The 24,390-nt window shown below is 70.8% G+C and carries 19 protein-coding genes; 8 read left to right on the forward strand and 11 right to left on the reverse strand.

Annotation, left to right across the window (positions count from 1 at the left end; translation table 11 throughout):
* Positions 1-16: 16 nt before the first annotated feature.
* The 3 genes from IE206_RS13985 (at position 17) to IE206_RS13995 (ending at position 2,949) form a co-directional block, all read left to right on the forward strand.
* Positions 17-1,222: a cytochrome P450 family protein gene (locus tag IE206_RS13985; protein WP_189962451.1), complete on the forward strand. Its 1,206-nt coding sequence runs from the start codon at positions 17-19 to the stop codon at positions 1,220-1,222.
* Positions 1,223-1,339: 117 nt separating this feature from the next.
* Positions 1,340-2,110 (forward strand): IclR family transcriptional regulator, encoded by a 771-nt coding sequence (locus tag IE206_RS13990; protein WP_189962452.1) that lies wholly within the window; start codon positions 1,340-1,342, stop codon positions 2,108-2,110.
* Positions 2,107-2,949 (forward strand): SMP-30/gluconolactonase/LRE family protein, encoded by an 843-nt coding sequence (locus tag IE206_RS13995; RefSeq protein ID WP_189962453.1) that lies wholly within the window; start codon positions 2,107-2,109, stop codon positions 2,947-2,949. Before IE206_RS13990 ends, IE206_RS13995 begins: the two co-directional genes overlap by 4 nt.
* A gap of 63 nt (positions 2,950-3,012) precedes the next feature.
* Here IE206_RS13995 and IE206_RS14000 read toward each other — a convergent pair whose 3' ends face one another.
* The 7 genes from IE206_RS14000 to IE206_RS14030 all read right to left on the reverse strand — a co-directional run bounded on the left by IE206_RS14000 (position 3,013) and on the right by IE206_RS14030 (position 11,547).
* A complete protein-coding gene (locus IE206_RS14000; RefSeq protein ID WP_189962454.1) occupies positions 3,013-4,167 on the reverse strand; it encodes an aldose epimerase family protein in 1,155 nt (384 codons plus the stop codon).
* A 31-nt stretch (positions 4,168-4,198) separates the two neighbouring features.
* A complete protein-coding gene (mmsB, locus tag IE206_RS14005; RefSeq protein WP_189962455.1) occupies positions 4,199-5,434 on the reverse strand; it encodes a multiple monosaccharide ABC transporter permease in 1,236 nt (411 codons plus the stop codon).
* A 5-nt stretch (positions 5,435-5,439) separates the two neighbouring features.
* Positions 5,440-7,014 carry a multiple monosaccharide ABC transporter ATP-binding protein gene (mmsA, locus tag IE206_RS14010; protein ID WP_444545506.1) on the reverse strand — a complete coding sequence of 525 codons (1,575 nt, stop codon included), beginning with the start codon at positions 7,012-7,014 and terminating at the stop codon, positions 5,440-5,442.
* Entirely contained in the window at positions 7,011-8,126 is a 1,116-nt protein-coding gene (gene chvE / locus IE206_RS14015) for a multiple monosaccharide ABC transporter substrate-binding protein (protein WP_189962456.1), read from the reverse strand. The genes mmsA and chvE overlap by 4 nt, the downstream gene beginning before the upstream one ends.
* The gene (locus IE206_RS14020; protein ID WP_189962457.1) at positions 8,126-9,109 is read right to left on the reverse strand and encodes a hypothetical protein; all 984 of its coding nucleotides are present in this window, start codon (positions 9,107-9,109) and stop codon (positions 8,126-8,128) included. Before IE206_RS14020 ends, chvE begins: the two co-directional genes overlap by 1 nt.
* A gap of 267 nt (positions 9,110-9,376) precedes the next feature.
* Entirely contained in the window at positions 9,377-10,390 is a 1,014-nt protein-coding gene (locus tag IE206_RS14025; protein WP_189962458.1) for a zinc-dependent alcohol dehydrogenase, read from the reverse strand.
* Positions 10,387-11,547: a mandelate racemase/muconate lactonizing enzyme family protein gene (locus IE206_RS14030; RefSeq protein ID WP_189962459.1), complete on the reverse strand. Its 1,161-nt coding sequence runs from the start codon at positions 11,545-11,547 to the stop codon at positions 10,387-10,389. The genes IE206_RS14025 and IE206_RS14030 overlap by 4 nt, the downstream gene beginning before the upstream one ends.
* 234 nt (positions 11,548-11,781) lie before the next feature.
* Between IE206_RS14030 and IE206_RS14035 the strand changes: the two genes are divergently transcribed.
* Together IE206_RS14035 and IE206_RS14040 are read left to right on the forward strand one after the other, a co-directional pair.
* Entirely contained in the window at positions 11,782-14,367 is a 2,586-nt protein-coding gene (locus IE206_RS14035) for an alpha-L-arabinofuranosidase family protein (RefSeq protein ID WP_189962460.1), read from the forward strand.
* A 109-nt stretch (positions 14,368-14,476) separates the two neighbouring features.
* On the forward strand, positions 14,477-17,665 hold the full coding sequence (locus tag IE206_RS14040; protein WP_189962461.1) for an amidohydrolase family protein: 3,189 nt from the start codon (positions 14,477-14,479) through the stop codon (positions 17,663-17,665).
* A gap of 53 nt (positions 17,666-17,718) precedes the next feature.
* Here IE206_RS14040 and IE206_RS14045 read toward each other — a convergent pair whose 3' ends face one another.
* Positions 17,719-18,009: a hypothetical protein gene (locus IE206_RS14045; protein ID WP_189962462.1), complete on the reverse strand. Its 291-nt coding sequence runs from the start codon at positions 18,007-18,009 to the stop codon at positions 17,719-17,721.
* Positions 18,010-18,170: 161 nt separating this feature from the next.
* On the opposite strand from IE206_RS14045, the gene IE206_RS14050 reads away from it, so the two are divergent.
* From IE206_RS14050 to IE206_RS14060, 3 genes are read left to right on the forward strand one after another with little or no spacing between them, the layout of a single operon-like run.
* Entirely contained in the window at positions 18,171-18,851 is a 681-nt protein-coding gene (locus IE206_RS14050) for an ABC transporter permease (protein WP_189962463.1), read from the forward strand.
* Positions 18,848-19,522, forward strand: coding sequence for an ABC transporter permease (locus IE206_RS14055; RefSeq protein WP_189962464.1), 675 nt, complete (start codon positions 18,848-18,850; stop codon positions 19,520-19,522). The genes IE206_RS14050 and IE206_RS14055 overlap by 4 nt, the downstream gene beginning before the upstream one ends.
* Positions 19,519-20,472: an ABC transporter substrate-binding protein gene (locus IE206_RS14060; RefSeq protein WP_373300919.1), complete on the forward strand. Its 954-nt coding sequence runs from the start codon at positions 19,519-19,521 to the stop codon at positions 20,470-20,472. The genes IE206_RS14055 and IE206_RS14060 overlap by 4 nt, the downstream gene beginning before the upstream one ends.
* 21 nt (positions 20,473-20,493) lie before the next feature.
* Here the strand turns inward: IE206_RS14060 and IE206_RS14065 are convergent, their stop codons facing one another.
* From IE206_RS14065 to IE206_RS14075, 3 genes are all read right to left on the reverse strand, one after another.
* Entirely contained in the window at positions 20,494-21,171 is a 678-nt protein-coding gene (locus tag IE206_RS14065) for an esterase/lipase family protein (RefSeq protein WP_189962465.1), read from the reverse strand.
* A gap of 497 nt (positions 21,172-21,668) precedes the next feature.
* Positions 21,669-22,829 carry an ABC transporter ATP-binding protein gene (locus tag IE206_RS14070; RefSeq protein ID WP_189962466.1) on the reverse strand — a complete coding sequence of 387 codons (1,161 nt, stop codon included), beginning with the start codon at positions 22,827-22,829 and terminating at the stop codon, positions 21,669-21,671.
* 64 nt (positions 22,830-22,893) lie between these two features.
* On the reverse strand, positions 22,894-24,384 hold the full coding sequence (locus tag IE206_RS14075) for a sensor histidine kinase (protein WP_189962467.1): 1,491 nt from the start codon (positions 24,382-24,384) through the stop codon (positions 22,894-22,896).
* Positions 24,385-24,390: the final 6 nt, after the last annotated feature.

Here is a 24,390-nt window from a genome sequence, read left to right on the forward strand (position 1 = left end):
AGCGCAAGGACCCCGCGTGACACAGAACCCCGATCTCCCGCAGCCCTTCGACTCCGCCCACTTCGCCGATCCGTACGCGACGTACGAGCGGTTGCGGAAGGACGCGCCCGTACACCACACGCGGCTGCCCGACGGGACCGACGTCTGGCTGGTGCTCAGCGAATCGGACGTCCGCGCGGGGCTCACCGACCCCCGGCTCTCGGTCAACAAGGCCCACGCGGGCAACGGCTACAAGGGCTTCTCGCTGCCGCCCGCCCTGGACGCCAACCTGCTCAACATCGACCCCGACGACCACCTGCGCCTTCGCAGGCTCGTCTCCAAGGCGTTCACCCCGCGCTATGTCGAAGGAATGCGGCAGCGGATCGAGGACGCCTCCGAGCAGCGCGCGAACGCGTTCGCCGAGCGGCTGAAGGCCGACGGCTCCGTCGACCTGATCGCCGCGTTCGCCAATCCCCTTCCCGTGGCGCTCATCGGCGACCTGCTCGCCGTGCCAGAAGCCGACCGGGACGCCTTCTCCGGATGGGTCACCGCCATGCTGGATCCGGCGAGTTCGGGGGAACTGGTCGCGGCGATCGGGCACATCCACCGTTTTCTGCTCGACCTGGTGGCAGCCCGTCGTGCGGAGCCCGGCGACGACCTGCTGTCCGAACTCATCGCCGCGCGCGACGAGGGCGACCGGCTCAGCGAGGACGAGCTGGTCTCGCTCGCCTTCCTCATCCTCATGGCCGGCAGCGAGAACACCCAGCACGTCATCAGCAGCGGAATCCTCGTCCTGCTGAGCCACCCCGACCAGCTGGCGGCACTGCGCGCCGACCCTGGGCTCATGCCCGGGGCCGTCGAGGAGCTCCTGCGCTACGTGAACCCCAACCAGATGGCGATCCGCCGCTTCCCCACCGAGCCGGTCGCCATCGGCGGGGTCACCGTTCCAGCGGGCGACACCGTCCTGCTGTGCCTGGCCGCTGCCCACCGCGACCCGGCGCGCTATCCCGACCCCGACCGCTTCGACATCCACCGCGAGGACAAGACTCACCTCGCGCTCGGCCAGGGCATGCACTACTGCCTCGGCGCGGCACTGGCCCGCATGCAGCTCCAGAGCGCTATCGCCACCCTGATCCACCGATTCCCCGAGCTGGCCCTCGCGAGCCCCGCCGACGAGCTCGCCTGGCGGACCTCCTTCCGGTCGCACGCCCTGAAGGAGCTGCCCGTCCGTCTCGCTCAGTAGCGGGGGACACAGCCGAACCCGCGGGCCCATTGCCCGGTGAACACCCCTGTGGTTAGCCTGTGTTCGTCATTCCGGTCGGTGACCGGGGTTTCGAACAAGAAGGGTGGGTGGCCGAGCATGGGCCGACTGGTTCCCGCGGTGACCAGGGCGCTGGACGTCCTGGAGCTCTTCCTGGAGAGCGAGGGGAGCCTCTCCGCGCCCGATGTCACACGCCGGCTCGGGCTGCCCCGCACCACGGTCCACGAGCTGCTCACCACGCTGGCCGCCCGCTCCTACCTGGCCCCGGTGCCCGAGCAGCCCGGCCGCTACCGGCTCGGCGTACGCACCTATCAGCTCGGCAGCCGCTACGCCGAGCAGCTCGACCTCGCGGCCGAGGGCCAGCAGGTGGCCCGCGAGGTCGCGGAGACCTGCGACGAGACCGTGCACGTCGCGATCCTGGAGGACGCCGACGTCATCTACATCGCCAAGGTCGACTCCACCCACGCCGTCCGTATGGTCTCCGCCGCCGGCCGCAGGCTGCCCGCGCACTGCACCTCCGTCGGCAAGATGCTGCTCGCCGCGCTGCCCGAGGCCGAGCTCGACGCCCGCCTCGAAGGCCGCGAACTCATCGGCATGACACCCGACAGCATCACCGACCCCGCCGCCCTGCGCACCGCGCTCGCCGAGATCCGTGCCCGCGGGACCGCCTTCGAGCACCGCGAGTCCAACCCCGATGTGAGCTGCGTGGCGGCGCCGGTCAGGGACAGCACGGGCCGGGTCGTCGCCGCGCTCTCCATCTCCGTACCTATGATCAGATGGACCGGAGACCGAGAGGCCGAGCTCGCCGAACTCGCTCAGAAGGGCGCGGGCGACCTCTCCGTGCGGCTCGGCCACCGGGGTACGCGATGAAGTACGAGCTGGCGGTGCGCGAGTGGGCCGAGCTCGGCGAAGGGCCGACCTGGGACCCGGCGACCGGGCGGCTGATCTGGGTCGACATTCTTTCCTCACGCATCCACACCTACGATCCGGCCGACGGCCGCCGCACCGTCATGGCCACCGAGCAGCACGTCGGCGCGGCCAAGCCGCGTGCCGGGGGCGGCCTCGTCGTCAACCTCCGGGACGGCGTCGGGCTGTACGGCCCCGACGGCGGATTCCGCTGGCTGCTCCACGCCCCTGTGGCAGGCCGGCGCGCCAACGACGCGGCCGTCGCTCCCGACGGGGCGCTGTGGGCCGGAACCATGCGCTACGACGAGGCGCCCGGCGGCGGCACCCTGACGCGGATCGCCGCGGACGGCAGCGCGGCGGAGATCCTCGGCGATGTGACCGTCAGCAACGGCACCGGCTGGAGCCCCGATGGGCGGCTCGTGTACTACATCGACACCCCGACCCGGACCATCGACGTGTTCGACTTCGACGGCCAACTCGCCCACAGCAGAAGGGAGTTCGCCTCGATCGAGACCGAGGACGGATTTCCCGACGGGCTCGCCGTGGACGCCGAAGGCGGCGTCTGGGTGGCACTGTGGGACGGCGGCGCCGTCCGGCGGTACGCGGCCGACGGCAGCCTCGACCAGGTCGTCGAGCTGCCCGTGCGGCGCCCCACCGCCTGCGCCTTCGGCGGCCCGGACCTCACCGATCTGTACATCACCACCGCCCGCGCGGGCCAGGCCGCACCGCATCCCCTCGCAGGCTCGGTGCTCGTGGTTCCGGGGGCGGGACGCGGGCTGCCCAGTACTCCCTTCGCCGGTTGACGGATCGTCAAACACCGTGTGCCCCACGGGGATTCCTGTGGGGCACACGCTCGGGTCGAGCTCTCAGCGGGTCGAGAACGAATGCACCGTCGATGTGCGGTACGTCGTGCCCGGGCGCAGCACCGTCGACGGGAACGACGGGTGGTTGGGGGAGTCCGGGAAGTGCTGGGCCTCCAGGCAGAGGGCGTCGCCCTGGCGGTAGGTGCGGCCGGAGGTGCCCTCCAGCGTGCCGTCGAGGAAGTTGCCCGAGTAGAACTGCAGGCCCGGCTCGGTCGTGTACATCCTCATCACCCGGCCCGAGGACGGGTCGGTGAGGGTGAGGATGTAGGCGGGGGAGGTCGAAATCCCCTTGTCCAGCACCCAGTTGTGGTCGAAACCCTTGGCGCGGACCAGCTGCTCGCCGCCGTCGCGGATGTCCCGGCCGATCGGCTTCGTCCGCCGGAAGTCGAAGGGCGTGCCCGCCACCCGGGCCAGTTCGCCGGTAGGGATGAGGCCCGCGTCGACGGGGGTGTAGCGGGCGGCTGCCAGTTCCAGGGTGTGGTCGTAGACGGAGCCGCTGCCCTCACCCGCGAGGTTGAAGTAGGTGTGGCTGGTCAGGTTCACGACGGTCGGCCGGTCCGTGGTCGCCTCGTAGTCGATCCGCCAGTCGCCGCACGCGGTGAGGGTGTACGTGACGCGGACCTTCAGCGTGCCGGGGTAGCCCATCTCGCCGTCGGGGGAGACCCGGCTCAGGATCAGCCCGGTCTCCGGGCCGCGGGTGAACGGCTCCACGTGCCACATCTGCTTGTCGAAGCCCTTGGTGCCGCCGTGCAGACTGTTCGCCGAGTCGTTCAGGGGGAGCTGATAGGTCCGGCCGTCCAGGGTGAACCGACCCGCCGCGATGCGGTTGCCGTACCTGCCGATCAGGCCGCCGAAGTACGGGCTCTTCGCGACATAGTCGGCCAGGTTGTCGAAGCCGAGGGCGATGTTCGCCAAGTGGCCGTAACGGTCCGGGACTTCGAGGGAGTGGACCACCCCGCCCCAGGACAGGACCTGGAGCCGGGTGCCGCCGTTGGTGACCGTCCAGAGGTCCACGGCGGTGCCGTCGGCCAGGGTGCCGAAGTGCTTCTTGGTGGGGGAGCGGCGCGGCGCGGCGTGGGCGGTCCCCGCACCGAGCACTGTCGTCGCGGCGAGACCGGCGGCGCCCGCCGCGAGTACCGTTCGTCTGCTGGTCTTCATGGAGCGACTCCTTCTGAGGGATCCGAGGGACTCATGAACCGACCTTGCGCTTGTTGTAGACGTCGAAGCCGACCGCGGCGAGCAGCACGAACCCCTTGATGACCTGCTGGTAGTCCGTGCCGATGCCCACCAGGGACATGCCGTTGTTCAGCACGCCGAGCACGAGGCCGCCGATGATGGCGCCGAACACCGTGCCCACGCCGCCGCTCATCGACGCGCCGCCGATGAACGAGGCGGCGATGGCCTCCAGTTCGAAGTTGACGCCCGCGTTGGGCGTGCCCGCGTTGAGTCGGGCCGCGAAGACGACGCCGGCCAGCGCCGCCAGGACACCCATGTTGACGAAGACCCAGAACGTGACCCGCTTGTCCTTGACGCCGGACAGCTTCGCCGCCGCCTGATTGCCGCCGAGCGCGTACACATGGCGTCCCACGACCGCGTTGCGCATCACGAAACCGAGCCCGATGAGCAGCGCCGCGAGCAGGAGCAGCACCACCGGGACACCCCGGTAGCTGGCCAGCGTCATCGTGAAGGCGACGACGGCGGCCACCATCGCCACACACTTGGCGATGAACAGGCCCTGGGGGAGCACGTCGAGTTCGTACGCCCGCTGGCGCCGCCGGGACCGCACCTCCTGGACCAGGACGACTCCTATCAGGGTGAGCCCCAACAGCAGCGTCAGATTGTGGTAATTGGTGTCCGGGCCGACCGCCGGCAGGTAGCCCGTGGAGATCTTCTGGAAACCGTCGGGGAACGGGCCGAGCGAGCGCGAGCCGAGCAGGATCTGGGTGCCGCCGCGGAACAGCAGCATCCCGGCCAGCGTGACGATGAACGACGGTATTCCGACGTACGCGATCCAGAACCCCTGCCAGGCGCCCGCGATCGCCCCGATGACCAGCGCCACGACCAGGGCGAGCACCCAGGGCACATGGTGCTCGACCATCATCACGGCGCACGCGGCCGACACGAACGCCGCCAACGAGCCCACGGACAGGTCGATGTGGCCCGCGATGATGACGATCATCATGCCGATCGCGAGGACCAGGATGTAACTGTTCTGGAGCACCAGATTGGTGACGTTGTTCGGCTTGAGCAGCACCCCGCCGGTCCAGATCTGGAACAGCACGACGATCAGGCCGAGCGCGACGAGCATCCCGTACTGGCGCATGTTGCGGCGGGCCGCGTCAAGGAGCAGCGCGGCGGGTGCCGGGCGCGGGGAAGCGGGCGCCGACGGGGCGCTCCTGGGGGTGTCGGTGGTGACCGGACCCATGGCGACTACCTCTTGTCCGTGGTCATGTTGTTCGTGGTCATGTGGCGCATCAGCACTTCCTGCGTCGCCTCCGCACGCGGCACCTCACCGGTGAGCCGGCCGGCCGCCATCGTGTAGATGCGGTCGCACATGCCGAGCAGTTCGGGGAGCTCCGAGGAGATGAAGACGACGGCCTTGCCCTGGGCCGCGAGCTGGTCGATGACGGTGTAGATCTCGTACTTGGCGCCCACGTCGATGCCGCGCGTCGGCTCGTCGAGGATCAGCACATCGGGCCCCGCGAAGATCCACTTGCTGAGCACGACCTTCTGCTGGTTGCCGCCGGACAGTCGCCCGACCTGCTCGAAGACGGTGGGCGCCTTGATGTTCATGGACCTGCGGTACGACTCGGCGACCCGCCGCTCCTCGTGCTCGTCGACCACCCCGCGCCGCGACACCCGGCCGAGCGCGGCCGTGGTGATGTTGCGGGCGATGGTGTCGATGAGGTTGAGGCCGTACTGCTTGCGGTCCTCGGTGACGTACGCGATGCCGTGGCCCACGGCCTCCGGCACGGTCCGGGTCCGGATCTCGCGGCCGTCCTTCCATACCGAGCCGCTGATGTTGCGCCCGTAGGAGCGGCCGAACAGGCTCATCGCGAACTCGGTGCGGCCGGCGCCCATCAGGCCCGCGATGCCGACGATCTCGCCCCGCCTCACCCGCACGGAGACGTCGTCGACGACCTTGCGCTGCTGGTCGATGGGGTGGTGCACGGTCCAGCCCCGCACCTCCAGGGCGGGGTGCGCGCCGGGATCACCGTCGTACGGTGTGCGGTCGGGGAAGCGGTGGTCGAGGTCGCGGCCGACCATGGCGCGGATGATCCGGTCCTCGGTCGTCGCCGGGTCCCGCACGTCGAGGGTCTCGATGGTGCGGCCGTCCCGGATGACGGTGACGGAGTCGGCGACCGCCGCGATCTCGTTCAGCTTGTGCGAGATGACGATCGAGGTGATGCCCTGATCCCTCAACTCGCGGATCAGGGAGAGGAGATGGGCGCTGTCGTCGTCGTTGAGCGCGGCTGTCGGCTCGTCCAGGATGAGCAGCTTCACCTCCTTGGAGAGGGCCTTCGCGATCTCCACCAGCTGCTGCTTGCCGACGCCGATGTCCGCGACCCGGGTCCCCGGGTGCTCGCTGAGGCCCACCCGCTTCAGGAGGCGCGAGGCGTGCTTCAGGGTCTCGTGCCAGCTGATGATCCCGCGGGTGGCGTGCTCGTTGCCGAGGAAGATGTTCTCGGCGATCGACAGATAGGGCACGAGCGCGAGTTCCTGGTGGATGATGACGATCCCGCGCGCCTCGCTGGCCCGGATGTCCTTGAAGGCGCAGGGCCGGCCCTGGAAGAGGATGTCACCCTCGTAACTCCCGTGCGGATGAACGCCGCTGAGCACCTTCATCAGGGTCGACTTGCCCGCGCCGTTCTCCCCGCAGATCGCGTGCACTTCGCCCGGCGCGACGGTCAGCGACACGTCGGACAGCGCCCGGACGCCGGGGAACGTCTTGACGATGGAACGCATCTCAAGGACGGCGGGCGCCTCCTGGACGGGTGCGCTCACTTCAGGTCACTCGCCTTGATGTAGCCCGAGTCCACCAGGACGGACCGGTAGTTGGACTTGTCCACGCTGACCGGGTTGAGCAGGAACGACGGCACGACCTTCTTCTCGTTGTTGTACGTCTTGGTGTCGTTGACCTCGGGCGTCTTGTCGTTCAGCACGGCATCGGCCATCTGCACGGCCTGCTTGGCGAGCGCCCGGGTGTCCTTGTAGACGGTCTGGGTCTGGTCGCCCGCGATGATCGACTTCACCGAGGCCACTTCGGCGTCCTGCCCGGTCACCACGGGATACGGCTTGGCGGCGGTCCCGTAGCCGCCGGAGCGCAGCGCGGACAGGATGCCGATGGAGATCCCGTCGTACGGCGAGAGCACGGCGTCGACACGGGCCGATGAGTACGCCTTGGTCAGCAGGTCGTCCATGCGCTTCTGCGCGGTGGCGCCGTCCCAGCGCAGCGTGGTCACCTGGTTGAGGTTGGTCTGGCCGCTCCGCACCACGAGCTGCTTCTTGTCGAGGTACGGCTGGAAGGTCTTCATGGCGCCCTGGAAGAAGTAGCGCGTGTTGTTGTCGTCAGGCGACCCGGCGAACAACTCGATGTTGAACGGTCCCTTCTTGCTGCCGTCCTTCAGACCCAACTTGTCGATGATGTACGTCGCCTGGAGCACGCCGACCTTCTCGTTGTCGAAGGAGGCGTAGTAGTCGACGTTCGGCGAGCCGAGGATGAGCCGGTCGTAGGAGATGACCTTGATGTGCTGGTCGGCGGCCTGCTTGAGGACGTCGCTCAGGGCGCGGCCGTCGATCGCGGCGATCACCAGGACGTCCACCCCCTTGGTGATCATGTTCTCGATCTGGGCGACCTGCTGGTCGACGTTGTCCTCCCCGTACTGGAGCTCGGTCTTGTAGCCGAGGTCCTGGAACTGCTTGACCATGTTGTTGCCGTCGTTGATCCACCGCTCGGACGACTTGGTCGGCATGGCGATGCCGATGGTGGAGCCCTTGCCGCCCTTCTTGCTGTCCTTGCTGCCGCCCTCACTGCTCTGCCCGCAGGCGGCGAGCGCGAGGGCGAGGGAGCCGGCGACGAGGGCGAGTGCTGCTCTGCGGATGCGGCGCATGGTCATCAGTCCTTGAGGGAGAAGCGGTTGAGGGGGCCGGGGAGGCGGGAGCCGAGCGGGGACATGCCGCCGTCGGCGCCGTGCCGGGAGAGCAGGTCGAGCACGAGCCGACCGCGCCGCACGCGCTCGCGCGCCGTTTCCAGGGCGGCGTCCCGCAGATGTGCGCCGTACGGATAGATGCCGGGCGCCCTGGACAGGCCGAACTTGAGGTAAAGCGGGGCGGCGCGACGGATCAGCTCGGCCGCCTCGTACATCCGCACATAGCCGCCGAGGTCGTCCGGCGCCTCGATGTACAGGTCGAGCGGAACGCCCGACACCCGGCGGATCTCGGTGAAGTGAGAGCCCGTCAGATCCGAGGGCACGTTCACCGAGTCCGCGCCGAGCCGCTCGTACACCGAGACCGACGCCGGGTTGACCGGGCCGATCAACGCCGACACCTTGAGGGTGGTGTCCGCGGGCAGCAGGCCAAGCTCGCGCAGCCGGTGCAGGGTCCACAGCACGCCCTCGTCGGCGACGAGCAGACACCGGATGCCCAACTCCGTTGCGCGCAGGGCGTCTTCTACGCATCCGGCAAGCGCGTCGTGACCCCGGGCGCGCAGCCCGGCGCCGCCCGAAGCGGTACGGGTGGAGCCGCCGGTGTCCCAGGTGCCGCGCGGTCCGGTGAAGAGGCAGAGCTCGATGTCGTGCTCCGCGCAGGCCTCAGCCATCTCGGTGATCTCGGCGTCGGAGAGCATCCACACGCCGCTGCCCTGGCTGACCCGGTGCACCGGCACGCCGAGCCGCGAGGACTCCTTGAGGACGACCGCGAGCGCCTCGGGGCCCTCGACCGAGGGGATCTCGGTGCGCCAGGAGCCGCCGTCGGGGAAGACGTGCGGGGAGGAGTCGGCGGGGTTGTCGGCGGGCGCGGCCAGGCCGAGCGCGGTGAGGGCCCGCTCGCCGGGACGGCGGGGTCCCGCGGGCGTGAGGAAGGGGGTTGAAGTGTCGGTCACAGGCGGGATTCCTTGCGTGGGCTGGCCTACGTGGCGTTCGGTATCTCGAACGTGGTTCGGGTCATTGGGTGTGAAGTGATGGGTGCGAAGGGGTGGGGTAGGGGGCCGTGTGTGTGGGGGAGAGACGTGTGGTCGGTGGCCATATGGCCGGGACCCACGTGGCCGGGGGCTATGTGGTGCGAAGCCGTGTGGTGCGGACGCCGTGTGGTGCGGACCCATGTGGCGGGGACCCATGTGGCGGGACGCCATAGGGCAGGGAGCCGCGTCCTACGGGCGCAGCAGGACCTTTCCGGTCTTCGGGTCGCCGCCGCCGACCAGCGCCAGCGCATCCGCGTACCGGTCGAGCGGGAACTCGTGGGTGATCAGCGCCGCCGGGTCGAGCTGCCCGGTGACGTACGCCCGCACAGCGAAGGACCACGCCGCCGACGAGGCGCCGAAGACGCTGCGTACGGTGAGCTGGCTCAGTGAGAGGTGCACGGGGTCGATCCCGGTGGCGCCCGGCGCGAACATTCCGGTGAGGACGACCCGGCCGCCGCGCCGGGCGAGCAGGGTCGCATCGGCGGCGGTGGACGGTGCGCCCGCCGTCTCGACCACGAGGTCGAAGTGGCCGCGCACATCGTGGGACAGCTCCGGGGTGCGAGCCTCGGTCGCCCCCATGTGGCAGGCCAGCTCGGCCCGTTCGAAGCGGGGGTCGATCACCGTCAGTTCGCCGGGGGAGCAGCTGGAGAGGAGCTGGACGGCGAGCAGGCCCAGGGTGCCCGCGCCCAGCACCGCGATCCGCTCGCCCGGCTCGGGCACCCCGGCCCGCACGGCGGCGGCGACCACGGCGGCCGGTTCGAGGAGGGCGGCGGCGCTCAGGTCCGCGTCGTCGGGCAGTGGGTGCAGAAGGCGGGCCGGGACCACCACGTGGTCGGCGAAGCCGCCGGGGTGGGTGAACCCCGTCTCGGCATACGGGGCCGTGCACAACGAGGTTTCGCCGTGCCGGCACCGCTCGCAGGTGCCGCAGGTGCGGAAGCCTTCGGCGACCGTTCTGCGCCCGACGAGTTCAGGGTCCACGCCCGGCCCGGCAGCCTCCACGGTCCCGGCCCACTCGTGGCCGGGCGTGAGCGGGTAGCGCACGTAGCCCGGGTCGCGGTGGCCGTGGTACACCTCGCGGTCGCTCATGCAGATCCCCGCGGCGGCGACCCGCACCACGACCTCGCCCGGACCGGGCTCGGGGCGCTCCCCGGTGACCAGGCGGTGGCGGCCCGGCGCGTCGACGACGATCGCGCGGCTGCTCATCCGCGCGCACCGGACGGGGTGCGCTTCTCCCAGCCCTCCGCCCACAGGTCGAACCGGGCCTGCTGCTGCGGGAATTCGGCCGCCGCGTCCACATCGAGTTCGACGCCGAGACCCGGCGCGTCCGGCAGCTCGAAATAGCCGTCGACCACCTGCGGGGCACCCTTGACCACCTTCTTGATCTCGGCGTCCGCGAAGTCGTTGAAGTGCTCCAGAATCTTGAAATTCGGTGTGCAGCCCGCCACTTGGAGGGAGGCCGCAGTGAGCACCGAGCCGCCCACATTGTGCGGCGCGACCAGCGTGTAGTGCGTCTCGGCGGTCGCGGCGAGCTTCCTGGTCTCCAGGATGCCGCCGATGTGGCCGACGTCCGGCTGGATGATGTCGGCGGCCTGCGACTCGAAGAGCTCGCGGAACTCGATCCGGTCGTGGATGCGCTCGCCTGTCGCGATCGGGATGTCGACCTTGCCCGCGACCTTCGCGAGGGCCTTGAGGTTCTCCGGCGGCACCGGCTCCTCCAGCCACGCCGGGCCGAACGGCGCGAGCTCGTGGGCCAGGCGCACCGCGGTGGCCGGCGAGAACCGGCCGTGCATCTCCAGCATCAGCTCGGTGTCCGGACCGATCGCGTCCCGCACCGCCTCGATCAACGAGACCGCGTACAGGGACTGTTGGCGGTCCAGCTCGAAGTGGCCGGTGCCGAACGGGTCGATCTTCAGTGCCCGGTAGCCGCGCTCGACGACCGCCTGCGCCGCCTTGTGGTACGCCTCCGGCGTGCGCTCGGTGGTGTACCAGCCGTTGGCGTACGCCTTGACCCGGTCGGTCACCCGGCCGCCGAGCAGCTGCCACACCGGCATGCCGAGAGCCTTGCCCTTGATGTCCCAACAGGCCATCTCCACCACGGCGATGCCCGACATCACGATCTCGCCGGCCCGTCCGTAGTCGCCGTACTTCATCCGCCGCACGAGGTCCTCGATCGCGAACGGGTCGGAGCCCACGATGTGGTTGGCCTCGGCCTCGCGGAGATAGCCGATCAGCGCGTCGGTACGGCCGAGCATCCTGGTCTCGCCGACGCCGGTGAGGCCCTCGTCGGTGTGCACCTGGACGTAGGTGAGGTTTCGCCAGGGGGTCCCGACGACATGGGTGCTGATTCCCGTGATTCGCAAGGCAGTTGCTCCTGGGGCTGCTGTCCGTGACGTTCGATATTTCGTCATGCGTTCGAAATTCTGGCGTGACGGTAATGACGTGCGGCCGAGGGTGTCAATGGGTCGGACAGGAACCGTTCCCAGGTGATCCAGGGGTGTTGACGTGGGGCGGGAGAGGCGGAATGCTCCCCGGCGTCGAAATGCAGAACGTCGTCCGAAATCTCGAACCCCCAGCGAGAGTTGAGGAGCACCCGCATGACACAACCCACCCCCGCCCCGGCCTCCGGACCCAGTCGCAGAGCGGTCGTGACCGCGCTCGGCGCCCTGCCGCTGGCGGGTGCGATCGGCCCCGCGCTCGCGGCTTCCCCCGCGCGGGCCGCCGCGTCGGCGCTGCCCGCTCCCGTCGCCCACTGGGCCTTCGACGAAGGAGCGGGCACGACCGCCGCCGACAGCTCCGGCCACGGCCGCACGCTCACCCTCGCCGACGGTGCGAAGTGGGGCGCCGCGAAGTCCGGCGTGGCCGCCCTCGACGTCTCGGCGGGCGGCAACGCATCGGCGTCCGGCCCCGTGGTGGACACGTCGCGGAGCTTCAGTGTCGCCGCGTGGGTGCGGCTCACCGGCACCACCGGGTACCAGACGTTCGTCTCGGTCGACGGGCTCGCGGTGAGCGGGTTCTATCTCCAACTCAGGGACGACACAGGGGCGTTCGCGTTCACCCGGCTGCCGTCCGACTCGACCTCGGCCAACGGCGGGGCGGGCGTCGCCGGGGCGGCCTCCGCGCCCGTGACCGGCGTCTGGTACCACCTGCTCGGCGTCGACGACACGGCGGCCGGAGTCATACGGCTCTACGTCAACGGCGTCCTCGAAGGCGAGGTGCCCTACACCGGGGGCTGGCGCGCCACCGGAGCGACCGCGGTCGGCCGGGGTCTGTTCGGCGGGGCCCGGGTCGACCAGGCCCGCGCCCTCATCGACGACGTCCAGGTCTTCGACATCGCGCTCACCGCGACCGACGCCGCCGCGCTCGCGGGCGTACCCGTCGACTCCACCCAGCCCCTCCTGACCGTCGACTCCACCCAGCCCGGACCGCAGGTCAGCACCGAACTCGGCGGGATCTTCTTCGAGGACATCAACCACAGCGGCGAGGGCGGCCTGTACGCCGAGCTCGTCAACAACCGCAGCTTCATGGCCGCGGCCACCCCCCTCCACTGGAGCGCCACCGGCACCGCGACCCTGGCCGTCGACACCGCGCAGCCACTCAACTCCGCCCTCACCCAGTCCCTGCGCGTGACCGCGAAGGCGGCGGGCGACGGCGTCGCCAACGAGGGCTATTGGGGCATCCCGGTCCGCCCGTCCACCGCGTATCGCGCCTCTCTCTATGCCAAGTCGGCCGATTCCACAGGGAAGTTGACCGTCGCCATCGTCGGCACGGACGGCAAGGTCCACGCCACCGGCGCCACCGGTCCCCTCACCGGATCCTGGCGCAAGTGCGAGCTCACCCTGCGCACCGCCGCCGACGCCCCCACCACCACGAACGCCCGCCTCGTCGTCACCACCTCCGTGCCCGGCACGCTGTGGCTGAGCCAAGTCTCCCTCTTCCCGCCCACCTACAAGGGCCGCAAGAACGGGCTGCGCATCGACCTGATGGAGAAACTCGCCGCCCTGGAACCGAAGTTCCTGCGCTTCCCCGGCGGCAACTACCTCGAAGGCAACGTCATCGCCGACCGCTTCGACTGGAAGAAGACGATCGGCCCCGTCGAGCAGCGCCCGGGCCACCACAACTCGGCCTGGGGCTACTGGTCCACGGACGGTCTCGGTCTGCCCGAGTACCTCCAGATGACCGAGGATCTCGGCTGCATGCCACTGCTGTGCGTGTACGCCGGGTACTCGCTCCAGGGCGCCCACGTCACCGGAGACGCACTCAAGCCCTTCGTGCAGGGCGCCGTCGACCAGATCGAGTACATCACCGGCCCCACCACCTCCACCTGGGGCGCTCGGCGTGCCGCCGACGGCCACCCCAAGCCGTTCCCCCTCAAGTACGTCGAGATCGGCAACGAGGACTGGTTCGACAAGTCCGGTTCCTACGAGGAGCGTTACGCCGCGTTCCACGACGCGATCAAGGCCCGCTTCCCCGCACTGAAGCTGATCGCCACGACGCCGGTGGCATCGCGCCCGTACGACCTGATCGACGAGCACTACTACCAGTCGCCGTCCGCCTTCCAGGCGGGCTCCCACAAGTACGACCGGCGCGACCGGAACAGTCCGAAGGTGTTCGTGGGGGAGTGGGCATCGCAGGAGGGCCGGCCCACCCCCGACCTCAACGCCGCGCTGGGCGACGCGTCCTGGATCGCCGGGATCATCCGCAACTCCGACCAGGTCCTGATGGAGTCGTACGCCCCGCTCTTCAGCCACGTACGCGACAACACCTGGGCCACCAACCTCATCGCCTACGACGCGCTGACCAGCTACAACTCGCCGAGCTACTACGCACAGCAGCTCCTGCTCACACGGCGCGGCACCGTCGTCCTGCCCACCGCCGTGCGCGCCCTGCCCGGGATCAACGTCGTCACCACCCACGACCCGGGCGCCCGCCGCATCTACCTCGCGGTGGTCAACACGGGCGGCACGGCCCGCAAGACGACCGTCACCCTGCAAGGGGTCGCCCGCACCGACGCCTCGGCCGCCGTCACCGTGCTCGCGGGGGCGCATCTACAGGCGACCAACACGCTCACCGACCCGCTCGCGGTCGTCCCGCGCGGCCGCACCGTCGACGCAGTGGCACCCACCTTCACCGCGACTTTCGCGCCGTACTCGGTCACGGTCCTGGAGGTGCACACCGCCTGACGAGGGTACAAGTGGGCGGATCCTGGAGAGGTTTGAAGGGAAATCATACGGATTTGGCGAGAATGGCGGTGTTGCCCGTGCGCCGCACGGTGCGCGAGCGTGCTGTGTCATGGACCGTGACAACACCGCCACCCCCCTCTCCCTCTCCCGCCGTCAACTCCTCGCCGTCGCGGGCGCCGCCGGGGCCGCAACCGCCGTCGGCGCCGTGCCCGTCCCCGCCCTGGCCGCGCCGCGTACCGGACTCTCGCTCTCCTTCACGGCCTCCACCAACGGCGCTGCGAGCCTCTCGCCCACGGGCGACCGTCTGATCGCCGAGGTCCAGGACGTCCTGTGGTCGCTGCCCCGCGCCGGCGGCAAGGCCGAGCCACTCACCCCGGCCGGACTGGAACCCACTCGGCCCGTGTACGCCCCCGACGGCGGGCTCGTCGCGTTCTGCGCCTACAAGGGCGGCGGCTACCACATCTGGACCATGCGGCCCGACGGCACCGACGTGCGCCAGCGCACCGATGGACCCTGGGACGACCGCGGCCCCGCATGGTCGCCCGACGGGACCCGCATCGTCTTCGCCTCCGAACGCGGCGGCGACCCGGTGGCCGGAAGCCCGTACCGCATCCATCAACTCGACCTGCGGACCGGCGAGTTGACCAAACTGACCGGGCTTCCCGGGCAGGACGGCCCGCTCCAGGACGGCCCGTGGGAGGACTTCGATCCCACCTGGTCGCCCGACGGCAAGCGCATCCTGTTCGTCCGCGCCAAGGCGGTCACCACCCCGTTCGGGCTCGGCGTGGATGCCAGGACCGTCGCCGCCGTCCCCGCCCAGGGTGCGGGCGCGGTCACCGTCGAGCACGCCGAGACGGAGAACGCCCAGGTCATGACTCCGGTGCTGTCGCCCGACGGCCGCCGCCTCGCCTATCTGCGTACGACCCCAGCGCCCAACGCCTCCTGCACGCTCGTCGTCGACGGCAAGCCCGTCCCGGTGGCCGGGGACATCGCCCCGATGCCTCCGCGCTGGACTGCCGACGGCGAGCTGCTGCTCACCCTGGACGGCCGGTTCACCCTCGTACGGCCGGAGAACCCGGCGGAGCCCGAGGCCATTCCGTTCGCGGGCGAGCTGCCCGTCGACCGGCCGCGCTACCAGGTCAAGTCGTACGACCTCGGCGAGGAACGGGTGCGCCCGGTGCGCGGCATCCACCTGCCCGCGCTGTCCCCCGACGGCAAGCGCATCGCCTTCGCGGCCCTCAACTCGCTCTGGATCACGGACACTTCCGGCTCCAAGCCGCCGGAGCGGCTGCGCCAGTCGCCCGCGACCCGCTACCTCCTCGGACCGGTCTGGGCGCGCGACGGCCGCTCGCTCCTGTACGCCGACGACCGCGACGGGCTGCTCGGCGTCTACCGGCGGGATCTCGCCACGGGTGAGGAGAGCGCGCTCGCGACGGGCGGCCGGGTGCACCCGGCGCTCTCGCCCGACGGCAAACGCCTCGCCGCCATCGACATGTCCGGGCGGCTCGTCGTACGCGACCTCGCGAGCGGCGCCGAACGCGTCCTGGTGACCCCGCTCGGCGCGGGCGGGCTGCCCGGCCGGCCCACCTGGTCGCCCGACGGACGCTATGTCGCGCTGTGCGACCGCAACCGGCTCAACCTGCGGTTCCGCGAGGGCTACAACGTCATCCGGGTCGTCGACACCACCACGGGCGCCGACAAGCTGCACGCCGTGGCCCCGCACGTCTCCATCGCCGACCGCTACGACTCGGGGCCCGTCTGGTCGCCCGACGGCCGCTGGATGGCGGTCGTCGTCGAATCCGCGCTGTGCCTGCTGCCCGTCGCTCCCGACGGCACCCCGCAGGGCCCGCCGCGGACCCTCACCACCGAACCCGCCGACCACGCCTCCTGGTCCGGCGACTCCAGGACGCTCCTCTACCTGTCCGGCGCGAAGCTGCGGCTCATCGGCGTCGAGGGAGGCCCCGCCCGTACCGTGCGGGTCGCGCTCGACCAGCGCAGGCCCGCCCCCGCCGACACGGTGGTGCACGCCGGACGGCTCTGGGACGGCACGGGCGACTCCGTGCGGGACGACGTCGACATCGTCGTACGTGCCGGACGCATCGCCTCCGTCGAACCCCACCGCAAGCGCGACGCCCAGCGGACCGTCGACGCATCCGACCGCACGGTCCTCCCCGGTCTCTGGGACACCCACACCCACCCGTGGCAGAGCACCTACGGCGGCCGCCAGACCGTCGGCCAGCTCACGTACGGGATCACCACCGCCGTGTCGCTCGGCGGGTTCGCCTACGAACAGGCCCGCATCCGCGAGGCCGTGGCCACCGGACAGCTGGCCGGGCCACGCCTGCTGACCACCGGGGAGCTGCTCGACGGATCCCGCGTCGCCTACAGCATGGGCCGCTCCCACCGCACCGAGGCCGGGCTGCGGCGCTCCCTGGAACGCGGCGCCGCGCTCGACTGGGACTTCGTCAAAACCTATGTGAGGGCGCCCAGTTGGATCATGCAGGAGGCCGCCCGGTTCGCCCACGAGAGGATCGGGGTGCGCTCGGGAAGCCATCTGGTGTCGCCGGGCGTGGAGGTCGGACAGGATCTGACGACCCATCTACTGGCGACGCAGCGTGCCGAGTTCGGCCACGCCACCTCCGCCACGGGCAAGGCCTACGAGGACGTCATCGAGATCTGCACGGCCCGCGGGATCAACTTCGCCCTCATCGTGACGCCGTTCACCTCCGCGCCGCTGATCGGCTCGGACCCCGCTCTCGCCGACGACCCGCGGGTCACCACCGTGATGCCGCCCTGGGACTCGGCGGCCGTGAAGCAGTCGGCGGGCACGGCACCGAGCCCGGCCCAACTCGCCACCCTGGGCAAGGAGACCGACGTCTACCGCCGGGTGCTCGAAGGGGGCGGTCTCGTGGCGCTCGGCACGGACCAGCCCCTCGTCCCCGTCGGGCTCTCTCTCCATCTGAGCCTGCGGGCCCTGCACTTGGGCGGCCTTTCACCGGCTGAGGCCTTGCGCACCGCGACCGTTCTGCCGGCCCGCCTTTTCGGGCTCGACAAGGATCTCGGCACGGTCGAGCGCGGCAAGCTCGCCGACCTCACGCTGGTCGACGGCGACCCGTTCACGGACTTCGACTCCCTGGTGCGCACGACCGGCGTGCTCAGGGGAGGCGTGCCGTACACGACCACCGATCTGGTGTCCGCGTTCGAGCCGCACGAGCGGCATGCGGCGGCGAAGGCCGAGGACTGGCTGGAAGTGGGCCGACTGATGCGCCGCGACGGCTGCTGCGACGCGGGGTTCTAGACCGTCGGGGCCGGGCCACCCCTGTGGTCCGGCCTCGGGAAACCGGGCGGGGGTCAGCCGAGGGCGGCGAGGCCTTTCTCCAGGTCCTCGCCGTTCATGACGGGCGCGAAGGAAACCTTGGCGCCCATGTCCAGGAAGAACGGCTCGGCGATCTTCGGGATCTGGGACGGGTCGGCCAGGTCGAAGAAGATGAATGCCGTACGACAGCCTTCCTCGGCGGTGAAGTAGGCGGCCTCGGGATGCAGAGCCTCCAGCGCGGCCTGCATCGACTTCTGCATGGTTCCGTTGCGGATGATTTCGTTGGTCTTCTCGGTGTTCATGATGGCTTTCAGGAGTACGCGCACGGCGCTCACCTCATCCCGACCGGGCGGGTGCCTCCGACGCACCGGTCACTCCCGGCCGTACTTACCTCAAGCGTCCCCCTTTTGCCCCGCCATCACAACGTTTGCCCCGAACAGCCCACCAGGACGCGCCACCGACCGGAGCCACGAGCTCCAATGAACGGGTGACCGCGCCTCCCCACGACTGCCTCGCGCGCAACGAATGGATCTGCGGCGCCTATCTGTCGAGCCGTCGGCAGATCCTCTGGGATGCGGTGCTCCAGCACCTCCAGCTCACGGCCCTCTCGGTGCTCCTCGGCCTGGTCATCGCCGTGCCGCTGGCCGTCGCGGCCCGCCGCTGGCGCTGGGCCGCGGGTCCCGTACTCGGCGTCACGACGGTGCTGTACACCATCCCGTCCCTTGCCATGTTCTCGCTGCTGCTCCCGGTGTACGGGCTCTCGGCGTCCCTCGTCGTCGCGGGCCTGGTCCTGTACTCGCTGACGCTGCTCGTACGCAACATCCTGGCCGGGCTGCGCGCCGTCCCCGAGGACACCCGGCAGGCGGCCCGGGGCATGGGCTACGGGCCGGTACGGCTGCTCCTGGCCGTGGAACTCCCGCTCGCCGTGCCCGCCGCCATGGCCGGTCTGCGCATCGCCACCGTCTCCGCGGTGTCCCTGGTGACGGTCGGCGCCATCGTCGGCTACGGCGGCCTCGGCAACCTGATCTACTCCGGGATGAACACCTACTTCAAGGCACAGGTGCTCACCGCCTCCGTGCTGTGTGTGGTGATCGCCGTCGCCGCCGACCTGGTGCTGCTCGGCATCCAGCGGCTCCTGACGCCCTGGACGAGGGCGGAGCCCGCATGAACACGCTCTCCGACGCATGGTCGTGGCTCACCTCGGCCGCCCACTGGTCCGGCGAGAACGGCATCTGGCACCGGCTCGGCGAACACCTCTGGCTCACCGCGCTGTGCCTCGTCCTCAGCTGCCTCATCGCGCTGCCCGTGGCGCTGGTGCTCGGCCACCTCGGCAAGGGCGGGACGCTCGCCGTCAACATCTCGAACGTGGGCCGGGCCGTACCCACCTTCGCCATCCTCGTGCTGCTCCTGCTGACCCCGCTCGGCAAGTACGGCGAGGGACCGACGATCGTCGCGCTGATCCTCTTCGCCGTGCCGCCGCTGCTGACCAACGCCTACGTCGGCATGCGCGAGGTCGACCGCGACGTGGTGCGGGCGGCCAGGGGCATGGGCATGACCGGACGCCAGCTCCTGCTCCGCGTCGAGGTTCCGCTTGCCCTGCCACTGATCCTCACCGGTGTACGGATCGCCGCCGTCCAGCTCGTCGCGACGGCCACCCTCGCAGCTCTGGCGGGTGGCGGGGGGCTCGGCCGGATCATCACGGCCGGGTTCAACCTCGCCTCGACGCCCCAAGTCGTCGCGGGTGCCGTGCTCGTGGCGGTGTTCGCGCTGGTGGTGGAGGGGATCTTCGAGGCGGTCCAGCGGTTCGCGCCGCAGTGGGCGAGGGGCGGTTCCGGATGAGGCCGCGGTTGCCGAACCCGCGCGTGTTGATGGCCGGTCTCGCCCTGACGGCGGTCGCCGCCTGCACCACCGGGCCGAGCCTGGAGAAGCAGGGCGCGGTCACGGCACCGCCCGGCGACAATAAACACCTGACGATCGGCACGGCCGGCTTCACCGAGAGCGACGTCCTCGCCCAGATGTACGCGCTGCTCCTCGGCAAGGCGGGCTACAGCACCAAGATCCTCTCGGTGACCAACCGGGAGATCTACGAACCTGCCCTGGAGAGCGGGCAGATCGACGTCGTCCCCGAATACGCGGCCACCTTCGCCGACTGGCTCAACGCCAAGGCCCACGGGGCCGACGCCAAGCCGGTCGGCTCACCGGACCTGGACCGGACGATGACGGCCCTGCGCGCCCTGGCCACCCCGCGCGGGCTCACCGTCCTCGACCCGGGCAAGGCGGTGGACCAGAACGCGTTCGCCGTCGCGGAGTCGTACGCACACGAGCACCGGCTCAAGACGCTCAGCGACCTCGGTGCCTCGAAGCTTCCAGTACGGCTCGCGGCGGGTGACGAGTGCGTACAACGTCCGTACTGTGAACCGGGGTTGAAGAAGACGTACGGCATCAATGTCACCGCCGTCGACCCCAAGGGGGTCGGCACGACACAGGCCAAGCAGGCCGTCCAGAGTGGTCGGGACCAGATGGTCCTGACCACCACGACGGACGCCACGCTTGCCGCCTTCAGCCTGGTGCTGCTCGCCGACGACAAGCACCTGCAGAACGCGGACTACATCGTGCCGGTGGTCAACCGCTCGCGCGCGGGCAGTACGGGGGTGACCGGCGCGCTGGGCAAGCTCAACACGGTGCTCACCACGGCCGACCTCGCGTCCCTGAACGAACAGGTCGACAGCTGGCGGCGGCTGCCGGAGGACGTGGCGAGGAACTATCTCACGTCGAAGCGACTGATCTGATGTTTCGGTGGGCCAACTGACCTACCGCTCAAGGAAATTGAGGACACCTTGGGCGGTGGGGGCGTCTGTCAGCAGATCGTTGTGGGCGAGGCAGCCGGCGTCGGTGTTGACGGCGCCGGACAGCGGCACGCTGCTGTTGGGCAGGATGAAGCCGTCGCAGTCCGACCAGAACGTGGCGTACTTGGTCGGCCCCGGCGTCTCGTTGCCGCTCGCCAGACGGCTCTCGACGTACGAGTTCGGCGTCATGTCCCGGCACCCTTGATCCCAGATCGAACACGCCCAGGCCAGACTGGTCCCGTGGTTGGGCCCGCCGAGCGAGACCCAGTGCCGCACCACCTGCGTACCGCCGCCGAACTTCACATACCAGCGGGTGGGGAGGCTGCCCTGGCTGTGCGCGACGATGTCCACCTGCGAGGAGCCGGTCTGGGCGCGCACGGAGTCGATGTACGCGGCGAACCGGCCGGCCAGCACCTCGTTGGTCGACTGGCTGGAGTCGTACGCCCAGGCGAAGAGGTCGCCGTCGGGGTAACCGGCCTGCCTGAAGCGGTCCTTCATGGTGCCCCAGACCCCGGGGTCGGCGTTGCGGCCGTGCACGAACACGACGGGGACGGGGGTGGGGGCGGTCGCCTGGGCGGCGGGGGCGAGGGCGATCGTGCCGGTGAGCAGGGCGAGCGCGGTGGCGGCGGGCGCGAGGCGCATGGCGGCTCCAGCGGGGGGTGTTGTGGGGTGCCCGGTACGAGGGCTACCGGATGGTAGCCACGCGCTCCGCGGAACGTAAGAGCCGCGCGGCCCCGGTTTCCCCACCCTGCCCAGGGCGGCCCCCCCCGGGGGCTCGCGCACCCACCCGCCCGTGCAGGGGGTTGGACGGGCTGAGCCCTGGGGCTGAGCCCCAGACCCCCTGCGGGGATTTCGTCCCCTGCACCCCTTTCGGGGCTCCGCCCCGGCTGGAAGCCGGCTGAGCTCAGCCCAACCCCCCTCCGCCGCTTGTGGGCAGGCGTTCCGCACGGTGATTGAGGTCTCCCCTGGTCGAGCGAAGTCGAGACCTTGGGGGAGGGTGGGCACAAGCGGGGCCCACGGTCCGCGGACCAAGGGGATTGGGGGGTCTGGGGGCGCAGCCCTCAGGGGGTTTGGGGGCCGAGGCGATTCAACCCCGCGGAACGGGCCGGTGGGTGGGAAGGCGCCGTTGTCGCACCCCCTCACGCGTCGGCGACCGAGTCGAAGTCGACGTCCCCCCGCGCCACCCCCAGCGCATCCGCGTCCACCGACCTCCGCAGCGCCTCGTGCAGCTTCGCCGGGGTCAGGACGCCGAGGAAGCGGGCGCCGTCCACCACGGCGACCCAGCCCGCGTCGTACTGGAGCATCTCGCTGAACGCCTGCTTGAGCGGGGCCCCGACCGGCACCCACGCCTCCATGCGCCGGGCCAGGTCGGCGACCGAGCCCGGACCTGCCAGGGAGAGCTCGTCCGCCGCGACCCAGCCGTGCAGTTCGCCCCCTTCGTTGAGTACCACCGCCCAGCGCGCCTCCTCGCCGCGCAGCCGGGCCGCGGCCGCCTCCGCGGGTTCGTCGAGCCGGACGATCGGTGGTTGCTCCAGGTCGTCCGGTTCGACTGTCGTCACCGACAGACGCTTCAACCCCCTGTCCGCGCCGACGAATTGGGCCACGTACGCCGTGGACGGCGCCCCCAGGACCGACGCCGGGGTGTCGAACTGCTCGATGCGTCCGGACCCGTACACCGCCATGCGGTCCCCCATCCGTACGGCTTCCTCGATGTCATGGGTGACCAGGAGGACCGTCTTGCGTACGGTCGCCTGGAGGCCCAGGAACTCGTTCTGGAGGCGTTCGCGGACGACCGGGTCCACCGCTCCGAACGGTTCGTCCATGAGGAGCACGGGAGGGTCTGCCGCCAGCGCCCTCGCCACTCCCACCCGCTGGCGCTGGCCGCCCGACAACTGCGCCGGGTAGCGCGGGCCGTACTTCGCCGGGTCGAGGCCGACCAGGTCGAGCAGTTCGGCCGCCCGCGCCCGCGCCTTCGCCCGCTTCCAGCCGACCAGCGCGGGGACGGTCGCCGTGTTGTCGAGGACCGTACGGTGCGGGAAGAGCCCGACCTGCTGGATGACGTAGCCGATCCGGCGGCGCAGCTTGACCGGGTCGAGTGCGGCGATGTCCTCGCCCTCGACGAGGATGCGGCCCGACGTGGGCTCGATGAGCCGGTTCACCATCATCATCGTGGTCGTCTTGCCGCAGCCCGACGGGCCGACGAGCGTGACCAGTTCGCCCTCGGCGACCTCGAAGGACAGGTCGTCGACGGCACGGGTGCCGTCCGGATAGACCTTGCTGACCTGCTCGAACCGGATCATGAACCCACGCTAGGAGCCTCCGGCCCCGCCCGCACTCGGGCCGGTCCGGGGGAGTGCGAGCCGATCAGGGTGCCGCGCGGAGCAGCACCCGGAAGACCGCGCCCTCGCCCGCGGCCGTCTCCAGCTCCACCTGCCCCTTGTGGGCCTGCACGAGCGCCGAGGCGATGGCCAGGCCGAGCCCCGCCCCGCCCCCGGTCTGCCGGCTGCGCGAGGCGTCCACGCGGTAGAACCGCTCGAAGACCCGGGTCGCCTGTTCGGGTGTGAGACCCGGGCCCGAGTCCGCGACCTCGATGATCCCGCGGCCGTCCACAGCGCCCACCCCGATCCGTACCGGAGAACTCGGCGGAGTGTGCGCCACCGCGTTGCCTACCAGGTTCGCGACCACCTGACGCAGCCGAGCCTCGTCGCCGAGTACCGGGGCGGGCCCGGGCGGCCCCTCGCCGCCCGGCCCGGTCAGGGTCACCTCGCGCGTCGGGTCCAGGGCCCTCGTGTCGTGCAGGGCGTCCACCGCGAGGGTGCGCAGATCCATCGGGGCGAGCTGGAGCGGCCGCTGCTCGTCCATGCGGACCAGCGTGAGCAGGTCCTCCACCAGGCCGCCGAGGCGCACCGCCTCGCTCTCGATGCGGGCCATCGTGCGCTTCACATCGGCGTCGTCGGGGAGCGCGCCCATCCGGTACAGCTCGGCGAAGCCCCTGATGCCGGCGAGCGGCGTGCGCAGTTCGTGGCTGGCGTCCGCGACGAAGCGCCGCATCTGCTCCTCCGACTCCGCGCGCGCCGCGAACGCCGACTCCAGCTGCGCCAGCATCCCGTTGAGCGCACTGGTCAGCCGTCCGGCTTCCGTACGCGGCGAGGCGTCCGGCATGCGGTGCGAGAGCGGGCGTCCTGCCGCGATCTCCGCCGCCGTGGCCTCGATGCGGCGCAGCGGACGAAGGCCCGCACGTACCGCGAACCAGCCCGCCACCCCGAGCAGCAGCGCCACGACGACACCGATGAGCTGGAAGGCCGTGGCCAGGTGGTCGACCGTGGAGGAGACCTCTTCCAGCGGCGCGGCCACGACCACTCCGGCGGGGAGCGCCGGGTCGCCGCTGTCCACCGGCACGATCAGCATCCGCCAGCTGCCGCCGCCATGATCGCTGGGCACCTCGAAGGGCTTGCCCAGGTGGGCCCGCAGCGCCTTCGCGTCCATCACCGGCCACAGCGGCCGGGGGTCGCCCGCCGCGACGGGCTGACGGAACTGCTCGGTGACCTTGCCGTCGTCGGCCGCGAAGGCGATCACGTACTGGCTGGGCAGCCAGGCCCGGCCGGACCGGCCCGCGCGCGGCGCCGGGGTGCCTTCGACGCCGACCCGGTGCGCCACCGAGTCCCCGAACCGGTTCAGCTGCTGGTCGACGCGCTGCACCAACTGGCCACGTACCGAGCTCAGGACGACGGTGTCGCTCACCGTCAGCCCGAGCGCCACCAGCGCCATCGCGAGCAGCACAAGACGCGAGCGCAGCGAAAGGGCGGCGAAGCGGCGCGGCAGCCGGCCGAGCCGCGCCCGCAGGTATCTCAGCATCGGGCG

Source organism: Streptomyces violascens, from assembly GCF_014649955.1.
GTDB classification, from domain to species: domain Bacteria; phylum Actinomycetota; class Actinomycetes; order Streptomycetales; family Streptomycetaceae; genus Streptomyces; species Streptomyces violascens.